Here is a 17,876-nt window from a genome sequence, read left to right on the forward strand (position 1 = left end):
CGTTAGCATTTCAGTATCCACAACTGAAAGGTGACGCCGATGCAAATCCGCTCTCTCACCCCGACTTACAGCACCATCCAGCCGCGCAGCATGAGCAGCGGCCTGCCCACCACCACGCAAAGCGAGGCGCATAGCCTGTGGCAGGAAGACCTGTACAGCAGCAGCCCCGATCTGCCGACGCTGAGCAAACCCGAGCTTCCCAGCGCTGCCAAACCGGTGTTGCTGGAGCTGGCCAAGGCCGACCATGTGAACCGGCTGGTGGATATTTATCTGCAATCGAGCGGGCAAGCGCCGCTTAGCCGTCAGAGCACACTCAGCGCCCAGCAGCAGCGCGATTGGCTGCAGCAAACCTATCAGCCCGAGCTGGCCGCCCCCAGCCAGCTGAGCGTGAGCGCGTAAACCAAGCCACGCCACCCGCCACACGCATGCCGCCGGCGGCCAGCCCTACTTTGAGCCTACACATGGCTGTCGCCAATTTTTCATACAACCGTGAAACAATCGCCATTCCCACCCCCGAATGAGGTGCAAGATGCTGGTTTCACAGGAAAAAACGGCGCTCTGGTGGCGCCTGAACGAGAAAGTGTTCGCACTGGCCCAGCAGAATCTGCGCCGCGCCTGCGAAACCCAATTGCCCAAGCTGCTGCCCGCTCCGCTGCGTGATTACCCGCTGGCTAGCTGGCTCAATACCGGGGTAGTGTATTGGCAGGATAGTCTTGAGCGACAAGCGCTGTATTGGGATACCCTGCGCGAGCGTGGTGATCAATTTTTGCAGCACGAGGCTGCCGGCAAACCGCCGGTACTGAAATTTGCCTACGAGCTGGTGGTGGATGCCCGCACTTTCGCCCAGCCGGTGAATTACGCGCTGGTGCGCATTACCCCGCCGGCCGGCGTCACCGTCAACCCGGCCAGCCGCCCCTATGTGGTGATCGACCCGCGTGCCGGCCATGGCCCCGGGATTGGCGGCTTCAAAGCCGAATCGGAAATCGGCGTAGCGCTGCAGGCCGGCCACCCGGTGTATGCGGTGATTTTCTTCCCGATCCCCGAACCGGGCCAAACCATGGCCGATGTCACCGCGGCCGAAGCCGAATTTTTGCGCTATGTGCGCCAGAGCCACCCTGATGCCCCCAAACCGGTGCTGATTGGCAATTGCCAAGGCGGCTGGGCAGCGCTGTTGGTGGCGGCCAGCTCGCCTGAGCTGGTCGGCGCGGTGGTGGCCAATGGCGCGCCGGTGTCGTATTGGGCCGGCAACGATAACAACCCGATGCGCTACGCCGGTGGCATGCTGGGCGGTAGCTGGCTGGCGCTGCTGGCCGCCGATCTGGGCAATGGCCTCTTTGATGGCGCGCATCTGGTCAGTAATTTTGAAAATCTGGATCTGAGCAATACGCTGGTGAGCAAGCATTACCACCTGTATGACCAGATCGACACTGAGCCTCCACGCTTTCTGGATTTCGAGCGCTGGTGGGGCGCCAATTACCTGATGAATGCGGCGGAAATCCGCTGGATTGTCGATCACCTGTTTATTGGTAATGATTTGGTTGAGGGGAAAGCGCAAGCCGCCAGCGGCGCGTACGACCTCACCGCGGTGCATGCGCCGGTGGTGATTTTTGCCTCGCTGGGCGACAACATCACCCCGCCGCAGCAAGCCTTTAACTGGATACTGGATCTTTACCCGAGCACCGATGCGCTGAAAGCCGCTGGGCAAGTGGTGGTGGGGCTAGTGCATGAGTCTATTGGCCATTTGGGGATTTTTGTCAGCGCCGGCGTGGCCAGCAAAGAGCATGCGCAGATTGTCGAGCTGATGACCATCATCGAAACGCTGCCGCCGGGCCTGTATGCACTCCAGATCGAAGCGGCCGCCGATGGCGGCTGGCGCGCGCAATTGCAGGAACACCCGGTGGAATCGCTGCATGCGCATCAGCGTTTTGCGCGCCGCGATGAGCTGGCCTTTGCCGCGGTAGAGAGCGTTTCTGCCGCCAATATGGCCGCCTATGAGCAATGGCTGCGCCCATGGGTGCAAGCCTGCAGCAATGACCTCACCGCCACGCTGGGGCGCTTATTCCATCCGCTGCGCCTGCAGCGCTGGGTGTGGAGCAGCCTCAACCCGCTGGCGCTGGCCACTAGCATCTGGGCCGAACAAATCCGCCAGCAGCGCCAAGCACCAACCGAGACGCTGCCATGGCGGGCGCTAGAACGCCAAAGCGTGCAGCAGCTGGCCGCCGGGCTGGATTGGCTGGGTGCGCTGCGCGATATTCAAACCGAAACGGCCTTTTTACTCGGCTATGGCACACTCACCCTGCTGGGGGTGGGGCAGGAGCATCAGCAAGCCGGCCAACTCCCCACCGCCGAAACGACAGCTGCGGCTCCGAGCCCAGCCACGGCGCCAACGACAGTGCAAGAATCGCCCACGCCGCTGGATTTACAAGAGCAGCTGCAAGCGGGGGATGCCAATACCGGTCTAATCCGGCTGGGGCTGTTGCTGCAGGGCGAGCAGATCGATGTACAGCAACGGCAGCTTAGCGTGAGCTGGCTGCGCACGCACACCCCGCTGGCGGAGTTGGATGACGATACGCTGGCCACGCTGATTCACCAGCAAAGCCTGCTGCTCTGGCACTGGCGGGAAGCCGCGATCGACACGCTGCCGACGCTATTCGGCAGCAAAGCGGCGCTGGAGCGGGCGTTTAAGCTGTATCAGGCCTTGGCCAAAGAGCATGCAGCCGATCTAGCCCTGAGCGAGCGGCTGAGCGCCCTGCGCAAAACCCTGCTGCCCACCCGTCGCCGTGGTAAAACCGATGATGCCATCACGGTCGATGCGGCCTGACAGTGAATTAGCCGCATAAAAATAAACCGGGGTATTACCCGCCGATGCATGAATATCAATGCATAGCGGGCAATACCCCGGCTTTATTTGGCTAGGCGCCTTGGCGCTTAGATCATTTCCTGCGCCTGAATCGCCGTCAGCGCGATAGTGAAGACGATGTCATCCACCAACGCCCCGCGCGACAGATCATTTACCGGCTTGCGCAAGCCCTGCAGCATTGGGCCCACCGACACCACGTTGGCACTGCGCTGTACCGCCTTGTAGGTGGTATTACCGGTATTCAGATCCGGGAACACAAACACCGTCGCCTGACCGGCCACCAGCGAGCCCGGGGCTTTTTGCTGACCCACTTCCGCTACCGAGGCCGCATCATATTGCAGCGGGCCATCGATGGTGAGCTGTGGATGGCGGGCTTTGGCGATTTCGGTCGCCGCGCGCACTTTATCCACATCCGCACCCGAGCCAGATTGGCCAGTGGAATAACTGATCATCGCCACTTTCGGATCAATGCCAAACGCTTTGGCCGAGTAGGCGCTTTGCGCGGCGATTTCGGCCAGTTGCTCAGCGGTTGGGTTCGGGTTCACCGCGCAATCGCCGTACACCAGCACTTGCTCGGGCATCAGCATAAAGAACACCGAGGACACAATCGAATTGCCCGGTGCGGTTTTGATCAGCTGCAGCGCCGGACGGATGGTGTTGGCGGTGGTGTGGATCGCGCCCGAAACCAGGCCATCCACTTCATCAATCGCCAGCATCATGGTGCCAAGCACGACGTTATCTTCCAGTTGGCGCAGGGCCTGAATTTCGGTCAAGCCTTTTGACTTACGCAGCTCAACCATCGGTGGCACATAACGTTGGCGGATTTCGTCCGGATCAAGGATTTCCAGCGTTGGCGGCACGGTCACGCCCTGGGTTTGTGCCACCGCTTCGATCGTGGCGCGTTTACCCAGCAGCACGCAGCGGGCAATGCCTTTTTCCTCACAAATGATCGCTGCGCAAATGGTGCGTGGCTCTTCGCCTTCGGGCAGCACAATGCGTTTGTTCGCAGCACGCGCTTTCTGGATCAGCTGATAGCGGAAAGCTGGCGGGCTTAAGTGATGCACACCCAGCGTATTCACCCCGGCTACCAGTGCATCGACATCCAGTTGCTCGGCCACGGCATTCATCACCCGGGTCATGCGGTCTTTGTCATCGGCCGGCACCACGGTCGGTACTTTGCTGATGGCCAGCGCGGTGCCGAAACTATCGCCATCGGTGCGCAAGACCGGAATGCCGGTATTAAAGGCCATGTGCACAAAATCGCGCACGGTATGGTTGATTTCGGTATTGTGCGTTAGCACCAGCCCGGCCAGCTGCACGCCATTGCTGGCGGCCAGCGCGGTGGCCAGAATCACGTCATCGCGATCACCTGAGCTCACAATCAGCGCGCCCGGCTGCAGGCGGCGAATCACTTCGGGTACGGCCCGGGCTGCCACCACGGTTTCGGTAACGCGGCGTTTGGTCAGCTCGCCCTTGACCAGAATCTCGGCATCCAGATGCAGCGCCACATCGAGCGTACGCGGCGCCAGCAGGTGCGGATCAAATTCGATCACGCCCCAGATCGGCAAACCATCCAGCTGGGCTTGCATCTGCGCGCTATCAAAATCAACCGGCGCTTTGTTAAAGATCACCCCGCCCACGCGCACGCCTTCGTTGCCAAACTGGCGCGCCGCCACTTTGACTTCTTCGGCGGCGTGTTTGGCGCTGGCATCGGTCACCAGAATCACCGTGGCCTGCAAGCCCAGCGCCATCGAGGTATTGAGCTGGCTGGTATAGGGGTTGCCACCATCCGGGTGCAGGCCTTCCACTACCAGCACATCGGCGTCGTTGGCGGCATTCATGCACATGGTGACGATTTCTTCGAGCAGATCGTCAGTCTGGCCAATGGAAATTTGCTCGATGGCATAGGCGGCATTCAGGGCATCGGGCACTTCCAGCGAACAAATGCGGCGAGCAAAGTGGCTAGAGCGCTCCACATCGCTGGCAGCCTGATCCTGGGCAACCGGTTTAACAAACCCTACTTTCAAGCTTTGGTTTTGCAGGCAGCGAACCACACCCAAGGTCACCGAGGTCAGGCCGACATTGTGGCGGGTTGGCGCAATAAAAAAGGTTTGCATGGTGTCTTTTCCAAATGGCGTACGCAGACAAGTGCGCACTATAAACAAACAGCAGCTATAGCATCATGACATAGCTCTAATAAAAGTCGAAAAGCGCCCGCAATGCCACTATTCACCTCGTCAAACCCCCAGCCTTATGCTGCAGGGGACGCCGATGAACGGCACAATAGACGCTTCACGCGCCCCGACGAGGACACCCGATGATTTGCGACCAGATTTTGATTCAACAACACGGCGATGAAAATCAGCTGCAACTGACGCAGCGCGAGCTGGCCGCACCGGGCCAGGGAGAAGTACTACTGCGGCAAACCGCCATCGGGGTGAACTTCATTGATACCTATCATCGCTCGGGCCTGTATCCGCTACCGCTGCCCAGTGGGCTGGGGCTGGAAGCCTGCGGCATCGTCGAGGCGGTCGGGCCGGGGGTAAAAACCCTGCAAGCCGGTGATCGGGTTGCGTATGCGGGGGGCACACCCGGCGCGTATGCGACGCACCGTATTATGCCAGAAGCCAAGCTGGTCAACGTGCCTAGGGATATACCTGATGAGCTGGTTGCCGGCACGCTACTGCGCGGCATGACGGCGCAGTATTTGCTGAAACAAACCTACCCGGTCAGCGCAGGCCAGACCATCTTGGTGCACGCGGCCGCGGGCGGTGTGGGGCAGATTTTGTGCCAATGGGCGCAAGGACTGGGCGTGCGGGTCTTGGGTACTGTGGGTGGCGCCGCCAAAGCCGAATTGGCGCAGGGCTGGTGCGATGCAGTGCTGGACTACACCCAGCCCGATTGGGTGGCCGCTGTACGCGAGCTCACTGCTGGCGCGGGCGTGCCGGTAGTATATGACGGCGTGGGGGCGGCGACTTTCCTGCCTTCACTCGATTGCCTGGCCCCGCGCGGCCTCCTGGCCAGCTTTGGCAATGCCTCAGGCGCGGTTGAAAGTTTTAATCTGGGCCTGCTGGCGCAAAAAGGCTCGCTCTTTGTCACCCGCCCCACGCTTGGCCACTACACCGCCAGCCGGGCGGCACTTGTGGCCTGCGCGGATGATTATTTCCAGGCCCTGCTCAGCGGCCTGGTGCAGCCCACCGTCGGCCAGCGTTATGCCTTGGCCGATGCCGCCCAAGCGCACCGTGATTTGGCCGCCCGCCGCACCACCGGCGGCACGGTGTTGTTGCCATGACCACCCTGATTTATCTGCACGGCTTTTTATCCAGCCCGCTGTCGGAAAAAGCCCAGCAAACGCAGGCCTGGATGCAGACACAAGGCTTGGCAAAGCAGTATCTGTGCCCACAGCTGCCGATGAATCCACAGCAGGCCATCAACCAATTGCACGAGCTATTGGCACCGCTGGCGGGGGATTTTTGCCTGATCGGCAGCTCGCTGGGCGGCTTTTTTGCCACCTGGGCCGTCGAGGAGTACGGCGGCCGGGCGGTGCTGATCAACCCCGCGGTGCATCCCTATACGCTGATCGAGCAGTATCTGGGGCCACAGCAAAATTACCAGACCGGCGAAATTCACATTATTGACGCCTCGTTTGCATTAGAATTACGCCATCACGAAAGAAGGCCCAGCCAAGCGCAGCGCTACTGGCTCTTGAGCCAAACCGGCGACGAGGTATTGGACTATCGGCACGCGGTGGACTATTACCAAGGATGCCGCCAAACCATCCTGCCAGGCGGCGATCACGGCTTTATCGGCTATGCCGACTGGCTGCCCGCAATCTGGGCCTTTGCCAACGGCATGGCAGCAGCACAAGGGAATACAGAAGAATGACAACGCCACAAACCGGCATTCTGCCACCGGCTTCCAGCAATGGATTATTTATGCTGTTTCACCGCCGCTTGGGTCGGCGCGTGGATCAGGCGTGTAAGCAACTCGTGGCCAGCTGGCCATCCCGCGTGGCGGAGCTCGCGCAAGCCAACCCCGATGCCGAGCTCTACGCCACGCTTGGCATCGGCCCGGAAGTATGGCCCGAATTTTTTGGCGCCAACAGCAAACCTGCCCAATTACGCGCCTTTCCCCGCATTGCCGGCGCGATTCATCCGGCCCCGATTACCCAGTGTGATTTGATCCTGCATCTGCGCGCCGAGCGCTACGATGTGCTGTTTGAGCTGGCCGACCAATTTACCCAGGCGCTGGGCGAGTGGTTTGATGCCATTGAAACAGTGCAGGGCTTTCGCTATCGCGATCGCCGCGACCTTACCGGCTTTGTGGATGGCACCGAAAACCCGGCCGATGACGAGCGCGCCGCCGTGGCGCTGGTGGGCAGTGAAGATGCGCAGTGGACCGGCGGCAGCTATTTGCATATCCAGCGCTATGTGCACCGGATGGAAAGCTGGAACAAACTACCAGTCAAACAGCAGGAAGCCATCATCGGCCGCACCAAAGACAGCGATGAAGAGCTACCCGATGAAGATCGCCCCCTCACCGCGCACATTAGCCGGGTGGTAATCGAGGAAAATGGCGAAGAGCTGCAAATTCTGCGGCAAAGCCTCCCCTACGGCTCGCCCAGTGGGGATAAGGGGCTGTACTTCACCTCGTATTGCAAAACCCCGGCGGTGTTTGAGCAAATGCTGACCCGCATGGTGGCACCCACCGACGATGGCCGGGTCGATCATCTACTGAATTTCAGCCGCGCAGTGACCGGCGCCGCTTTTTTTGCCCCCAGCATTGAAAAGCTGCGCAGTCTGGCTGAATAAAGGCAGACGAAAACAAAAAAGCGCGGTGTAGACCGCGCTTCAGGCTGCTGCCAAAGGGCAAGTGCAATATTCTTTAATTCTCGGCAAAGCCGAGCCTGAGGAAATAAGGCTTTGAATCTGCAGCCTTGATGTTCTATTCCCACCCCTCCCGTCCCCTCCTTGAGGGGAGCCTCGCTTCGCGAGTGGGGTTTGTCATCTGGTCTTGCCTAATTCCTTCAATTCGCAGGCGAAGATTAGCTTGCGAATAGCCGCTCGGCATACAGCGCTTCCGGGAAAACATGCCGCCACCACAAGCCTTCCACATAGAAACCTTCGTTGCGCTCGCAGCGCGCGGCCACCGCATTAAAAAATGGGCTGGTTGGTGAAGTTTGCCGCGATAAGCTGGCCGGCAGGCAAAACAACGGTTTGTCGTTCAGTTCGCCCGCCAGCTGCGCAGCCAACTCGGGGCGATTGGCTTTGATCATCAGCGGCACATCGCCGCGCAGTTTCTGCTCAGCCCCGCTGAGCTGGTTTTTGAACGCCAACGCGCCCTTCTGATCCAGCTCGAACATGCTTTGCGGCAAAATGCCGCGGGCGACAAACTCTTCATTCAACGCCGGCTTGTGATCGCCAAACACCACCAGCACCAGCGGGCGTTGCCGCTGCCTAGCCAGTTTGAACAGGGCGGCCTCGAAGTTTTCCAGATCGCGCACCGCGGCCGCCAGCCGGGTTTGATACTGGCCAATACCGCTGTCGTTATTAGGGATAAACGGGCCATGGGTCGATACCGTCACCAGAAACATAAACTGTTTCTGTTCGGGCGCGGCGCTGCGATAGTTTTGCAGCGCGACGTCATACATCGATTTATCCAGCGGCCAACCGGCTTTGCGATCCCAATACATGCGATCAATAAAGCGGCTTTGCTGAAAGCCAAATTTCGGATAAACCTCGGCGCGCTTGTAAAAGCTGCCGTGATAATTGTGCATCCCGGTGGTGAGGTAGCCGGCACTATCAAGCTCACTGGCCAGCGTGGCGCTTTGCTCGCTGTAACGCGAGGAGAAATTCTGAAAATCAATCCCCGGCAAGGAAAGTGATGAAAGCCCGGTCAGCGCCTCATATTCGGCATCCGCCGTCCCACCACCATACACCGGGCTAATCGCGCGGGCATGCACAAAACCCCGCTGGGTGAGCTGCTGCAGCGCGGTGGGGAGTTTGTCATCCCGGCTGGTGTAGCACGACTCGCACATCACCACCACCAAATCCGGGTTGGCCGGCTGCGCGAGCGGGGGTAACTGCACACTGTAAAAATCATGCTGGCCGGGCTTGGGCACATGCATGCTTTCTGCGCTTAACACCAGATGCGCCAGAATGCCGTTTTGTTTCACGTTCTCGCGGAAGTTATAAAACACATAGCGGGTATCTAGTGTTTTACTAAGCCAGCGCTGCGTTTCAAGCGCATACCTACCCGATGTATCAAACTGACAACCCACAATACCACACAGCACCAGCCCCGGTAATAAACGGCGCTTACGAAAACTCGGTCGATACCACAGCCCTAAGCTCACCGCCGCCACGAGGCCAACGGCAAAACCGATGATGTCCCAATCGATATAGGCAGTGAGTGCCAACCCTTGGCCCACCTCGAGGAGATCGCGCCCGAGCAAAGGCTCACCAGTGGCCTTGGTTTTGACATAGCTCACATTCCACAGCAGGCCTTCGAGGCTCAGCGCCGCCCAAGCGGCGCACCAGCGATTGAGGAAAATCGCAAAAAAGAAAAACAGCAGCGCGGAAAACCCCAGCCGCGGCACATCCCACTGGCGATCAATAAAATACCGCCCAGCCAGCAGCAGCGCGCACACGGCGGCCAACAGCAGGGCCGATTTAAGCCAGGGATGAGAAATAGCAGGCCACTTCAAACGCAAAACCATCACACCATATAAACAAGAATGCCCGGCACCAGCCAGGCATGAGGTCTGTGCCAGCGCAGCACACAGACTAAATACAGAGAAATTTTCAGCCATTGATTCAGGCACTTGCCAGCCAGCGGTGCGAATCCGCGGCCGCTCTGGGGATGCCTAGCAGAATATTATGACCGAATTACGCGCCCCTCGCAGTGAGACATTTACACTACAGACCAACGGTTAGGCCCGGCGCGGCGGGCGAAAACGCAATGCCTCGGGGTAGGGAAAAAAGTCTTCGATTTGCCCAGCTTTGATTCGCGCCTTGCAGCCTTGCCAGAACTGCGGCGTGAGCAAATCGGCGTGGTAACGCTCAAAAGCGGCGCGCACATCGGCGCGAGTGAGCAGGAAATTGCCAAATTCCTCGGGATACACCTCGTTTTTATTGCCGCTAAACCAGGTATCACCACTGAGCTCAAATTCGGGCGAGGGCGGCGGCGGAATTCGGCGAAAATCGCAGTCGGTCATGTATTCGATTTCATCGTAATCGTAAAACACCACCCGGCCGGCGTGCGTGACCCCAAAGTTCTTAAACAGCATATCGCCGGGGAAAATATTGGCTATCGCCAGCTCGCGCAGCGCATTGCCATAATCGCGAATCACCGCCTCCACCGCCGCACCTTCGCGATGCTGGATATATAAATTCAGCGGTTTCATCCGGCATTCGATAAATAAATGCCGGATCACCACTTCATCGCCCTCTTCCTCAATCGCAGTGGGCGCCAGCTCGCGCAGCTCGGCTAGCACCTCGGGGGCGAAGCGCGCCTTGGGTAGCGCGACATTCGAAAACTCGAGCGAATCGGCCATCCGCCCGACCCGATCATGCTGCTTGACCAATAAATACTTCGCCCGCACCGTGGCGTGATCCACTTCTTTCGGCGGAGCAAACACGTCTTTAATCACCTTAAACACATATGGAAACGACGGCAGCGTAAACACGCTCATCACCATCCCCTTGGTACCCGGCGCAAACACAAACTGATCGCTGGAGTGGCGCAAATGATGAAATAGCTCGCGGTAAAACATGGTTTTGCCCTGCTTACCCAGCCCCAGCATCATATACAGCTCAGCGCGTGGCTTATTGGGCAGCATGTCATGCAAAAACTGCACATACGCCGATGGCGCGGCCATATCGACCAGAAAATACGCCCGCGAAAGCGAAAAGAGATGGCGGATTTGCTCACCACGAAATAGCGCGGCATCGACATACAAATGGCCATCCTCGCGCCGACAAATCGGCAGCGCGAATGGGATTTTCTTGCGGCCATAATTGGCCTGCCCCAGTAAATAGGCCGCCTTATTGCGATAAAACGGCGAAGCCAGCACCTGGATATAGCTATTGAATTTGGCCTTGGGTGCTTTGCCCAGATGACGCCGCAGCGCACACATAATTTGCCGCACATCCCGCTCAAGATGCGCGAAGGGTAGGCGAAAGCCGAAATCCGCCAAAATAGCCCGAATAGTGGCCGCTAGGCCCGCTTCATTTGGGTAGTAAGTACGAAACGCCGGGCCATCGGCCTCGATGTATTCGGTAGAGACCGCCGGGCGGTAAAAGATAAAATCGTTATGAAAATAGGTGCGATGCAAGATGCGGCAGCACACCGAGTTAAAAAACGTCTCGGCCAACTCCATTTGCTGGTGGTTGACCAATAAGCCGATGTATTGCTGCTTCACCCGCTGCCACACACTATCGGGCAAGGATTCAGCATTAAAACTCTGTTTGAGCTGCTGCACACACTCTTGCACCCGCAAATCGTAAAAAGCGATCCGCTCGCGCACGAGGGTTTGCTGGGCATGAATATCACCAGCCTCAAAATGTGCCTGCGCCGCGCGGCTGGCCTCGCGAAAGACCCGATAGTGGTGATCAAAGCCAGCCAGAATCGCCCGCGCAATCGCATGGCCCAGCTCCAGTTCATTGGCAAATTCGGCAGGGGCGTTCATCAGCGTAGCTCCACAGATTAGTCTCTCGCTTCAGTGTAGGTAAGCCCGGCCAAAATGCTGCAAAGCAATAGCAAAATTGCCAGCGGTTTTTGCCGGCCGCGCCTTGCTTTCTGCTCGGCCAACGCCCACGATGAAAGCAGTCTGCTCTGGAGAAACACATGCAGCGCACCTTCAACCTCGCCGGGCTAATCATTGGCCTGACCGTGCTCAGCCTCGTTTTGCTGCTGTGGCAACAGCTGGGCATGAATAAAGTCTTGCTGATCGATGTGCGCACACCGTTTCCCGTCAGCGTGGCGGATGATCGCATCAATGGCGGCCTCTCTCAGGCACAGCTGATCCGCACTCCCGATGCCCTGCGCCTCGATTGCGAGCTTGCGGATAAATATGAATGGCCATTTTGTGAGCTCGGCATCACGCTGGGCAAAGTACCCCATGGCTTAGATCTCACCAATTACGATAGCGTGCGGCTGAAATTCAGTTACAAAGGCCCGGGCAAACATCGGGTGCGCTTCTTTTTACGTAACTACAACCCCGACTACAGCAACCCGCAAGAAAGCACCACCTGGAAGCTCAACGAAATCCAGTTCATCGTGCCCGATGGGGTTGAGCAGACGGTACCGCTGAAAAACTTCAATGTCGCCTCATGGTGGCTGGCCGACCGCAATATTCCGCTTGAGCATTTCGGTGTGGATTTGCGCAATGTGCCCTTGCTGATTATCTCAACCGGGGGCGAGCGCGAAGCTGGCCATCATCAGATTGATGTGCACCAGATTGTGTTTGAAGGCAAATGGGTCAGCCTTGAACACATGCTGATTTTTATCCTCTCGCTGTGGGGGCTGATGGCGCTGGGGGTGAGTATTAATCTGCTCTATAAACTGCACCTGCGCCTGAATGTCATTCGCCAGGAAGCGTCGCAGCTGGTCATGGCCAACGAATCACTGCAGGCCGAGAAAAAACGCATTGCCGATCAAGCCAAGATCGACCCCCTGACCCAAGTGCGCAATCGCTCCGGCATCCGCAACGACATCGCCCGCGAAATGGCCAATGCCACCGATTTCTCGCCACTGGCGATGATTATTTGCGATATCGATCATTTCAAAGCGGTGAACGACACCTATGGCCACGGGGTGGGCGATGAGGTACTGGTGAAATTTGCCCGCCTGCTCAGCACCCATGTGCGGCATGGCGACTATGTGGTGCGCTGGGGCGGCGAGGAGTTCGTGCTGTTTCTGCCTAATGCCCGACTCGATCACGCCCAGCAAATCGCCGAAAATCTGCGCCAAACCGTGGAAGAAACCCGCTGGCCCAAGGCCATCGCCCTAACGGCCAGTTTTGGGGTGACGGTGATTGGCGAAGATGGTTTTGCCCGCGCATTGGAGCGGGCCGATGCCGCGCTGTATCGCGCCAAGCAAGGTGGGCGCAATCGGGTGGAAACCGGCGAACACAGCCAAAGCGCCGACTGAACGGCGGCGGTTTTCCCCCCAAGCCGGTGGCAAAGCCCTACAATATGCCCCGTGTTGAATAACCACCAACCCTGAGCATTATTTATGTTACGTATTACCGAACTTAAACTGCCGCTGGATCACAGCGACAGCGAATTACGCGCGGCCGCCTGTCAGCGACTGGGCATTCAGGAACAAGATCTACTGGATCTGCTGGTCTTCAAACGCAGCTACGATGCGCGCAAGGGCCAGATGATGCTGACCTATATCCTGGATCTCACCCTGCCCGCCGCGCTGCTGGCCAAGCTCTTGCAGCAAAATGCCAACGACCCGCATATTCTGCCCACGCCTGATACCAGCTATCACTTTGTTGGCCAAGCCCCGGTACAGTTGCCACATCGCCCGATCGTGATCGGCTTTGGCCCCTGCGGGATTTTTGCCGCCCTGCTGCTAGCGCAAATGGGCTTTAAGCCGATTGTGCTGGAGCGCGGCAAGAAAGTACGCGAGCGCACCCAAGACACCTGGGGCCTGTGGCGTAAAAATCAGCTCAACCCCGAATCGAATGTGCAATTTGGTGAGGGCGGCGCGGGCACATTCTCCGATGGCAAGCTATATAGCCAGATCAAAGACCCGCGCCATCTGGGCCGCAAAGTGCTCACCGAATTTGTGAAAGCCGGCGCGCCCGAAGAAATCCTGTACGTGGCCAAGCCGCACATTGGTACTTTCAAGCTGGTGGGTATGGTCGAGAAAATGCGCGCCGAGATCGAAGCGCTGGGCGGCGAAATTCGTTTTCAGCACCGCGTAACCGATCTCTTGCTCGAGCCAATGGCCAACGGCCAGCAGCAATTGCGCGGGGTACGGGTCGAAGCTACCCATGCCGATGGCAGCAAACATCACGAAGAATTGCGCAGCGAGCACGTGGTGATGGCGCTGGGGCATAGCGCCCGCGACACCTTCAGCATGCTGCATGAGCGGCAAGTGTTTATGGAAGCCAAGCCATTTTCGGTAGGTTTCCGGATCGAACACCCACAATCGTTGATCGACAAAGCCCGCTGGGGCAAATACGCCGGTCACCCGATTCTGGGCGCAGCCGATTACAAACTCGTACACCACGCCAGCAATGGCCGCGCGGTGTATAGCTTCTGTATGTGTCCGGGCGGCACCGTGGTGGCCGCCACCAGTGAAGAAGGGCGCGTGGTGACCAATGGCATGAGTCAGTATTCGCGCAATGAGCGCAACGCCAATTCGGGCCTGGTGGTGAGTATCAATCCGGAAGACTATCCGGGCGGCGCGCTGGCCGGCATTGAATTTCAGCGCCAGCTGGAAAGCCACGCTTATGTGCTGGGTGGCAGCAATTACAACGCGCCGGCGCAATTGGTCGGCGACTTTATTGCCGGGCGCGCGTCTAGCAGTGTCGGCAGTGTCGAGCCCTCGTACAAGCCAGGCGTCAACTGGACCGATCTGGCCACCAGCCTGCCTAGCTTTGCCATCGAAGCGGTGCGCGAAGCGCTGCCCGCCTTCGGCAAGAAAATCCACGGCTACGATATGCACGATGCAGTGCTCACCGGCGTAGAAACCCGCACCTCCTCGCCGCTGCGCATTACCCGCGGCGACGATCTGCAATCGCTAAATGTACGCGGCCTGTATCCGGGCGGCGAAGGCGCAGGCTATGCCGGCGGGATTTTATCCGCCGGGGTCGATGGCATTAAAGTGGCCGAAGCCGTGGCGCTCGATATGCTGCGCTAAGGGGTATCAGGCTGCAGGCCTTTTATTTAATAGCCTACATAGCAATACAGCGGCGGGTATATCCCGCCGTTTTTTATGCGCGCTTAAACCCGGAAATTGGCAATTTTCACTCTTTGTAATACTAAGTGGAACTTTTGCACAAACTACGTAGTAATGTTACTTTTTGGCATGACGTTGTGATTTCGCCGGCGTAATCTGCATTCATGCAATGCAGCAAGACAATTTAATTTCCAATTAAGTTTAATTACGTCATAGGTGAATCAAATGTCAATTCAACACACAATCAGCTGTCGCATTACCACCCTCGCCGTAGCCAGCGCTATTGCTTTTAGCTCAATGACTGCCGGTGCCGCCAATAATGAATTTCAATACCTCACCAATAATGGCATCCAGAATAGCCATAATGCCTTAGAAGGCCGCGGTTATCAGCAAGTGCATAGCGAAATCAATAATAATCAAAATCAAGTCGTATGGTGGAATAGCCAACAAAAAGATTGTGTGGTCACCAATGAACGCTTTGGCAAAACCACTTCTGTTTATGATGTCTCTAAAAGCGATTGCGACCCTTATATTCGCAAAGAATCCGGCATGAGCCCGATGGTAGGTTTATTGGCCGGTGCGGCCGCCATTGCCGGGATTGCCGCCATTGCCAATCACAATAAACATAAACAAGAAGCGCGCGATAATGAAGCCCGGAATAACGAAGATTACGAACAAGGCTATCAAGATGGGCTTGAACGCTATCACCGTTATGGCAGCCATTCAGATGCCTACAATAATGGCTACGAAACCGCCCGCCGTGAACGCGAAGAACGCACCTCATCACGCTACAGCAATAACTACAATAATTACCACAATGATTACAACCATCACTTTGGCGCACCGCATGAATCGCGCTATGTCAAAGTAGCCGATTTGTACAATCTGCGCGCCTCAACCGGGGAGCAAGAATTGATCAATCGCGGTTTTCACGTGATTGATGGCGCCAAAGGCTGGCGCAGCAGCAGTGTGCTGTGGGTGAATGAAGATGCACAAGAGTGCGTGAGCGTCACCACCAAAGATGGCCGTTTCCAAATGCCGGCGATCGTCGCCATGAGTCAGTGCGCTTAAACACAATCGGCTGGCAGCTAGGCATTAAATTGACATCTATGTGACCTAATATCGATCGCAGTTTTCTCCAGGTGGCCAGCTTTGCTGAGCTAGCTAGCTCAGCCAAGCAGTATTAGCCAGCACGTTCTAAGCAGATCTGCGCTCATAACTGGCCACTTTTTGCAGCACCACGACTTCAATGACAAGGAAAACACCATGAAAACACTACTTCTCGCTAGCGCCGCTATCTTGTGTGCCGGTATCGCCCACGCCGAAATTCCAACCATGAATTACAGCTGCCCGACCGGCATTGAGTTGCATGTCGACCAAGGTGGCTATGCCTACCTGAACGGCAAAAAAGCCAAGCTAAAAGTGACCAGCAAAGATTATTTCACCGTCAGCGGTAATGGCGTATCGGTGGATGTGATGACCAACCCGGACGGCACCCGCACCGTCAGCTACACCGGCAAACATGGCGCCAATGGCATGTGTTCGGAAGCTAATTTCAGCGCCGCAGCCGCCGCCACCCCAGCACCGAAAAAAGCCGGCCCGATGCCGAAAAATATGCCCGCCTATTGCAAAGGCGAAGCCGCCGGCCAGTTTAATACCAAACCAATGTATATCCAGGTGGGCAAACCCTTCGCCACTGCGACCGGCTACGCCATTAAAGGCACCGGCGATTTAGGCAACGAAGGCAAAAAACCATTCCAATGCAATTTTGATCAGAATGGCAAGCTGCAGAATTTTCAATCACTGGTGAATGAAGGCAGTCTGTAAGAGGTATTGCCTGCTGAGGCAAACAACCAAAGTCCTACAAAGCAATACAGCGGCAGGTATACCCCGCCGCTGTATTTTAAGCCGCTGGTAAATGCTTATTGTACGGCGGCGACTTTCTGCTCAGCACTTGGGGCACTGGCAGCTGGCGCATTGGCTTTTAGCTTGGCGCGTTGCCATGCAGCCAAGAGCTCGGTGTTGATTTTATCTGCATGCTGCCGTAGCTGACGCTGCGCCATGGCCGGCACTTTTTCCGCATCGGCCAACACCCCAGCCCAGGTCATATAAGTTTCTTCGTTGGCGGGCTGAAACGTCACCAGCTCCTGCCCCAACACAACCCGCGCGGGATTGCCCACCTGCACGCTGTATTTGGTGATCACAATCGGTTTAAACGAATCAGTGGTACCAACTGCGCCATACCCAGTCACGGATTCCAGCTCAACCCGCGCCTGCTTATCAGCCAAGGCAGCTGGCGCCGCCGCGCCTGAAGCGGTGCTGGCGCGTGCAAGCAGTTTTACTTGTGCGCCGGTTTCCTGGGCAATCTTGGCACCGATGTATTCAGCCTGCACGCGGTTTACATCCCAGTCGGCCGCTTTGCCTTTAATGGTTTTATCCAGCGCCTCGGTGCGCTCGAGATTTTTCGACGCGACACCGGCTTCCACCGCCTGATCAATGGCCACCGCGGCTAACAAACCCAATGGCCCCAATAAGCCGCCCAAATTACCCAAGCCAGTGGCCCCGCGGCCCGTATATTTGGTGACCAAGGCATAATTGGTGGGCGTGTAGCTGATCACCACTTCATTAAATGGCTCAATGCTGGGTTCTACTTTGGCAGTCGGCTTGGTGGATGTGCTCGCACAACCCACGAGCGTGATAGCGAGGGCGGCGGCAGTCAACAGTTTGCAGTTCATAGCAGGTACATCTTTCCCAATAGATTGTTTGTAAGCAAAATGAAATTTTGCAGAAGCAATACATTAGCACAATCTAATATTCAAGAGGGATAAAACCGCCGAATTGCTGACAAGGCACGACACTTATCGCATGGCGTAAACGCGCTCATCGTCGCAGCGGGGCCGAACGAAAACAGAAGAGATTGCAGAGTATAGAGAGGGCGCAGCACACTAACGGAGCCGCCAAGAGAAGCCAGTGCAGGCTGGCGATCGACAACAAAAAAGCCGCTTCGCAGCGGCTTGTTTGTGAGTGGCAGGGGAAGAAGGATTCGAACCTTCGCATGCCGGAATCAAAATCCGGTGCCTTAACCAACTTGGCGACTCCC

13 protein-coding genes and 1 tRNA gene are annotated in these 17,876 nt (G+C 57.3%); 9 read left to right on the forward strand and 5 right to left on the reverse strand.

Annotated features, from left to right (window positions below):
- Positions 1 to 39: 39 nt before the first annotated feature.
- Complete coding sequence (locus L991_RS15430; RefSeq protein ID WP_047396890.1) at positions 40 to 399, forward strand: hypothetical protein; 360 nt, start codon at positions 40 to 42, stop codon at positions 397 to 399.
- Between the two features lie 130 nt (positions 400 to 529).
- Positions 530 to 2,821: a DUF3141 domain-containing protein gene (locus L991_RS15435; protein WP_052190983.1), complete on the forward strand. Its 2,292-nt coding sequence runs from the start codon at positions 530 to 532 to the stop codon at positions 2,819 to 2,821.
- 107 nt (positions 2,822 to 2,928) lie between these two features.
- Here L991_RS15435 and pta read toward each other — a convergent pair whose 3' ends face one another.
- Positions 2,929 to 4,977, reverse strand: a complete 2,049-nt coding sequence (gene pta / locus L991_RS15440; RefSeq protein ID WP_047396891.1) for a phosphate acetyltransferase — start codon at positions 4,975 to 4,977, stop codon at positions 2,929 to 2,931.
- Positions 4,978 to 5,177: 200 nt separating this feature from the next.
- On the opposite strand from pta, the gene L991_RS15445 reads away from it, so the two are divergent.
- The 3 genes from L991_RS15445 to L991_RS15455 are packed head-to-tail and all read left to right on the forward strand — an operon-like array spanning position 5,178 to position 7,671.
- The gene (locus tag L991_RS15445; protein ID WP_047396892.1) at positions 5,178 to 6,152 is read left to right on the forward strand and encodes a quinone oxidoreductase; all 975 of its coding nucleotides are present in this window, start codon (positions 5,178 to 5,180) and stop codon (positions 6,150 to 6,152) included.
- Complete coding sequence (locus L991_RS15450; protein ID WP_047396893.1) at positions 6,149 to 6,745, forward strand: YqiA/YcfP family alpha/beta fold hydrolase; 597 nt, start codon at positions 6,149 to 6,151, stop codon at positions 6,743 to 6,745. The genes L991_RS15445 and L991_RS15450 overlap by 4 nt, the downstream gene beginning before the upstream one ends.
- Positions 6,742 to 7,671, forward strand: coding sequence for a Dyp-type peroxidase (locus L991_RS15455; protein WP_047396894.1), 930 nt, complete (start codon positions 6,742 to 6,744; stop codon positions 7,669 to 7,671). The genes L991_RS15450 and L991_RS15455 overlap by 4 nt, the downstream gene beginning before the upstream one ends.
- Before the next feature lie 233 nt (positions 7,672 to 7,904).
- Here L991_RS15455 and L991_RS15460 read toward each other — a convergent pair whose 3' ends face one another.
- Both L991_RS15460 and aceK read right to left on the reverse strand, forming a co-directional pair.
- Positions 7,905 to 9,566, reverse strand: a complete 1,662-nt coding sequence (locus tag L991_RS15460) for an LTA synthase family protein (RefSeq protein ID WP_197053915.1) — start codon at positions 9,564 to 9,566, stop codon at positions 7,905 to 7,907.
- A gap of 225 nt (positions 9,567 to 9,791) precedes the next feature.
- The gene (gene aceK / locus L991_RS15465; RefSeq protein ID WP_047396896.1) at positions 9,792 to 11,549 is read right to left on the reverse strand and encodes a bifunctional isocitrate dehydrogenase kinase/phosphatase; all 1,758 of its coding nucleotides are present in this window, start codon (positions 11,547 to 11,549) and stop codon (positions 9,792 to 9,794) included.
- Positions 11,550 to 11,707: 158 nt separating this feature from the next.
- Here aceK and L991_RS15470 point away from each other — a divergent pair, with 158 nt between their 5' ends.
- The 4 genes from L991_RS15470 to L991_RS17540 all read left to right on the forward strand — a co-directional run bounded on the left by L991_RS15470 (position 11,708) and on the right by L991_RS17540 (position 16,603).
- The gene (locus tag L991_RS15470; protein WP_047396897.1) at positions 11,708 to 13,012 is read left to right on the forward strand and encodes a GGDEF domain-containing protein; all 1,305 of its coding nucleotides are present in this window, start codon (positions 11,708 to 11,710) and stop codon (positions 13,010 to 13,012) included.
- A gap of 84 nt (positions 13,013 to 13,096) precedes the next feature.
- A complete protein-coding gene (locus L991_RS15475; RefSeq protein ID WP_047396898.1) occupies positions 13,097 to 14,737 on the forward strand; it encodes an NAD(P)/FAD-dependent oxidoreductase in 1,641 nt (546 codons plus the stop codon).
- Positions 14,738 to 15,001: 264 nt separating this feature from the next.
- Entirely contained in the window at positions 15,002 to 15,847 is an 846-nt protein-coding gene (locus L991_RS15480) for a hypothetical protein (protein WP_047396899.1), read from the forward strand.
- 195 nt (positions 15,848 to 16,042) lie between these two features.
- Positions 16,043 to 16,603 (forward strand): hypothetical protein, encoded by a 561-nt coding sequence (locus tag L991_RS17540; RefSeq protein WP_197053916.1) that lies wholly within the window; start codon positions 16,043 to 16,045, stop codon positions 16,601 to 16,603.
- 95 nt (positions 16,604 to 16,698) lie between these two features.
- On the opposite strand, the gene L991_RS15490 is transcribed toward L991_RS17540, so the two are convergent.
- Together L991_RS15490 and L991_RS15495 are read right to left on the reverse strand one after the other, a co-directional pair.
- Positions 16,699 to 17,511, reverse strand: coding sequence for a hypothetical protein (locus tag L991_RS15490; protein ID WP_047396900.1), 813 nt, complete (start codon positions 17,509 to 17,511; stop codon positions 16,699 to 16,701).
- Between the two features lie 290 nt (positions 17,512 to 17,801).
- Positions 17,802 to 17,876 (reverse strand) — tRNA-Gln (locus L991_RS15495).

This window comes from Chitinibacter sp. ZOR0017 (assembly GCF_000799095.1).
Lineage (GTDB): Bacteria > Pseudomonadota > Gammaproteobacteria > Burkholderiales > Chitinibacteraceae > Chitinibacter > Chitinibacter tainanensis.

Bases quoted from the DNA above. Each gene is read 5' to 3' on its own strand.
- L991_RS15430 (WP_047396890.1), top strand. From the start codon at position 40: ATGCAAATCCGCTCTCTCACCCCGACTTACAGCACCATCCAGCCGCGC.
- L991_RS15435 (WP_052190983.1), top strand. From the start codon at position 530: ATGCTGGTTTCACAGGAAAAAACGGCGCTCTGGTGGCGCCTGAACGAG.
- pta (WP_047396891.1), bottom strand. From the start codon at position 4,977: ATGCAAACCTTTTTTATTGCGCCAACCCGCCACAATGTCGGCCTGACC.
- L991_RS15445 (WP_047396892.1), top strand. From the start codon at position 5,178: ATGATTTGCGACCAGATTTTGATTCAACAACACGGCGATGAAAATCAG.
- L991_RS15450 (WP_047396893.1), top strand. From the start codon at position 6,149: ATGACCACCCTGATTTATCTGCACGGCTTTTTATCCAGCCCGCTGTCG.
- L991_RS15455 (WP_047396894.1), top strand. From the start codon at position 6,742: ATGACAACGCCACAAACCGGCATTCTGCCACCGGCTTCCAGCAATGGA.
- aceK (WP_047396896.1), bottom strand. From the start codon at position 11,549: ATGAACGCCCCTGCCGAATTTGCCAATGAACTGGAGCTGGGCCATGCG.
- L991_RS15470 (WP_047396897.1), top strand. From the start codon at position 11,708: ATGCAGCGCACCTTCAACCTCGCCGGGCTAATCATTGGCCTGACCGTG.
- L991_RS15475 (WP_047396898.1), top strand. From the start codon at position 13,097: ATGTTACGTATTACCGAACTTAAACTGCCGCTGGATCACAGCGACAGC.
- L991_RS15480 (WP_047396899.1), top strand. From the start codon at position 15,002: ATGTCAATTCAACACACAATCAGCTGTCGCATTACCACCCTCGCCGTA.
- L991_RS17540 (WP_197053916.1), top strand. From the start codon at position 16,043: ATGAAAACACTACTTCTCGCTAGCGCCGCTATCTTGTGTGCCGGTATC.
- L991_RS15490 (WP_047396900.1), bottom strand. From the start codon at position 17,511: ATGAACTGCAAACTGTTGACTGCCGCCGCCCTCGCTATCACGCTCGTG.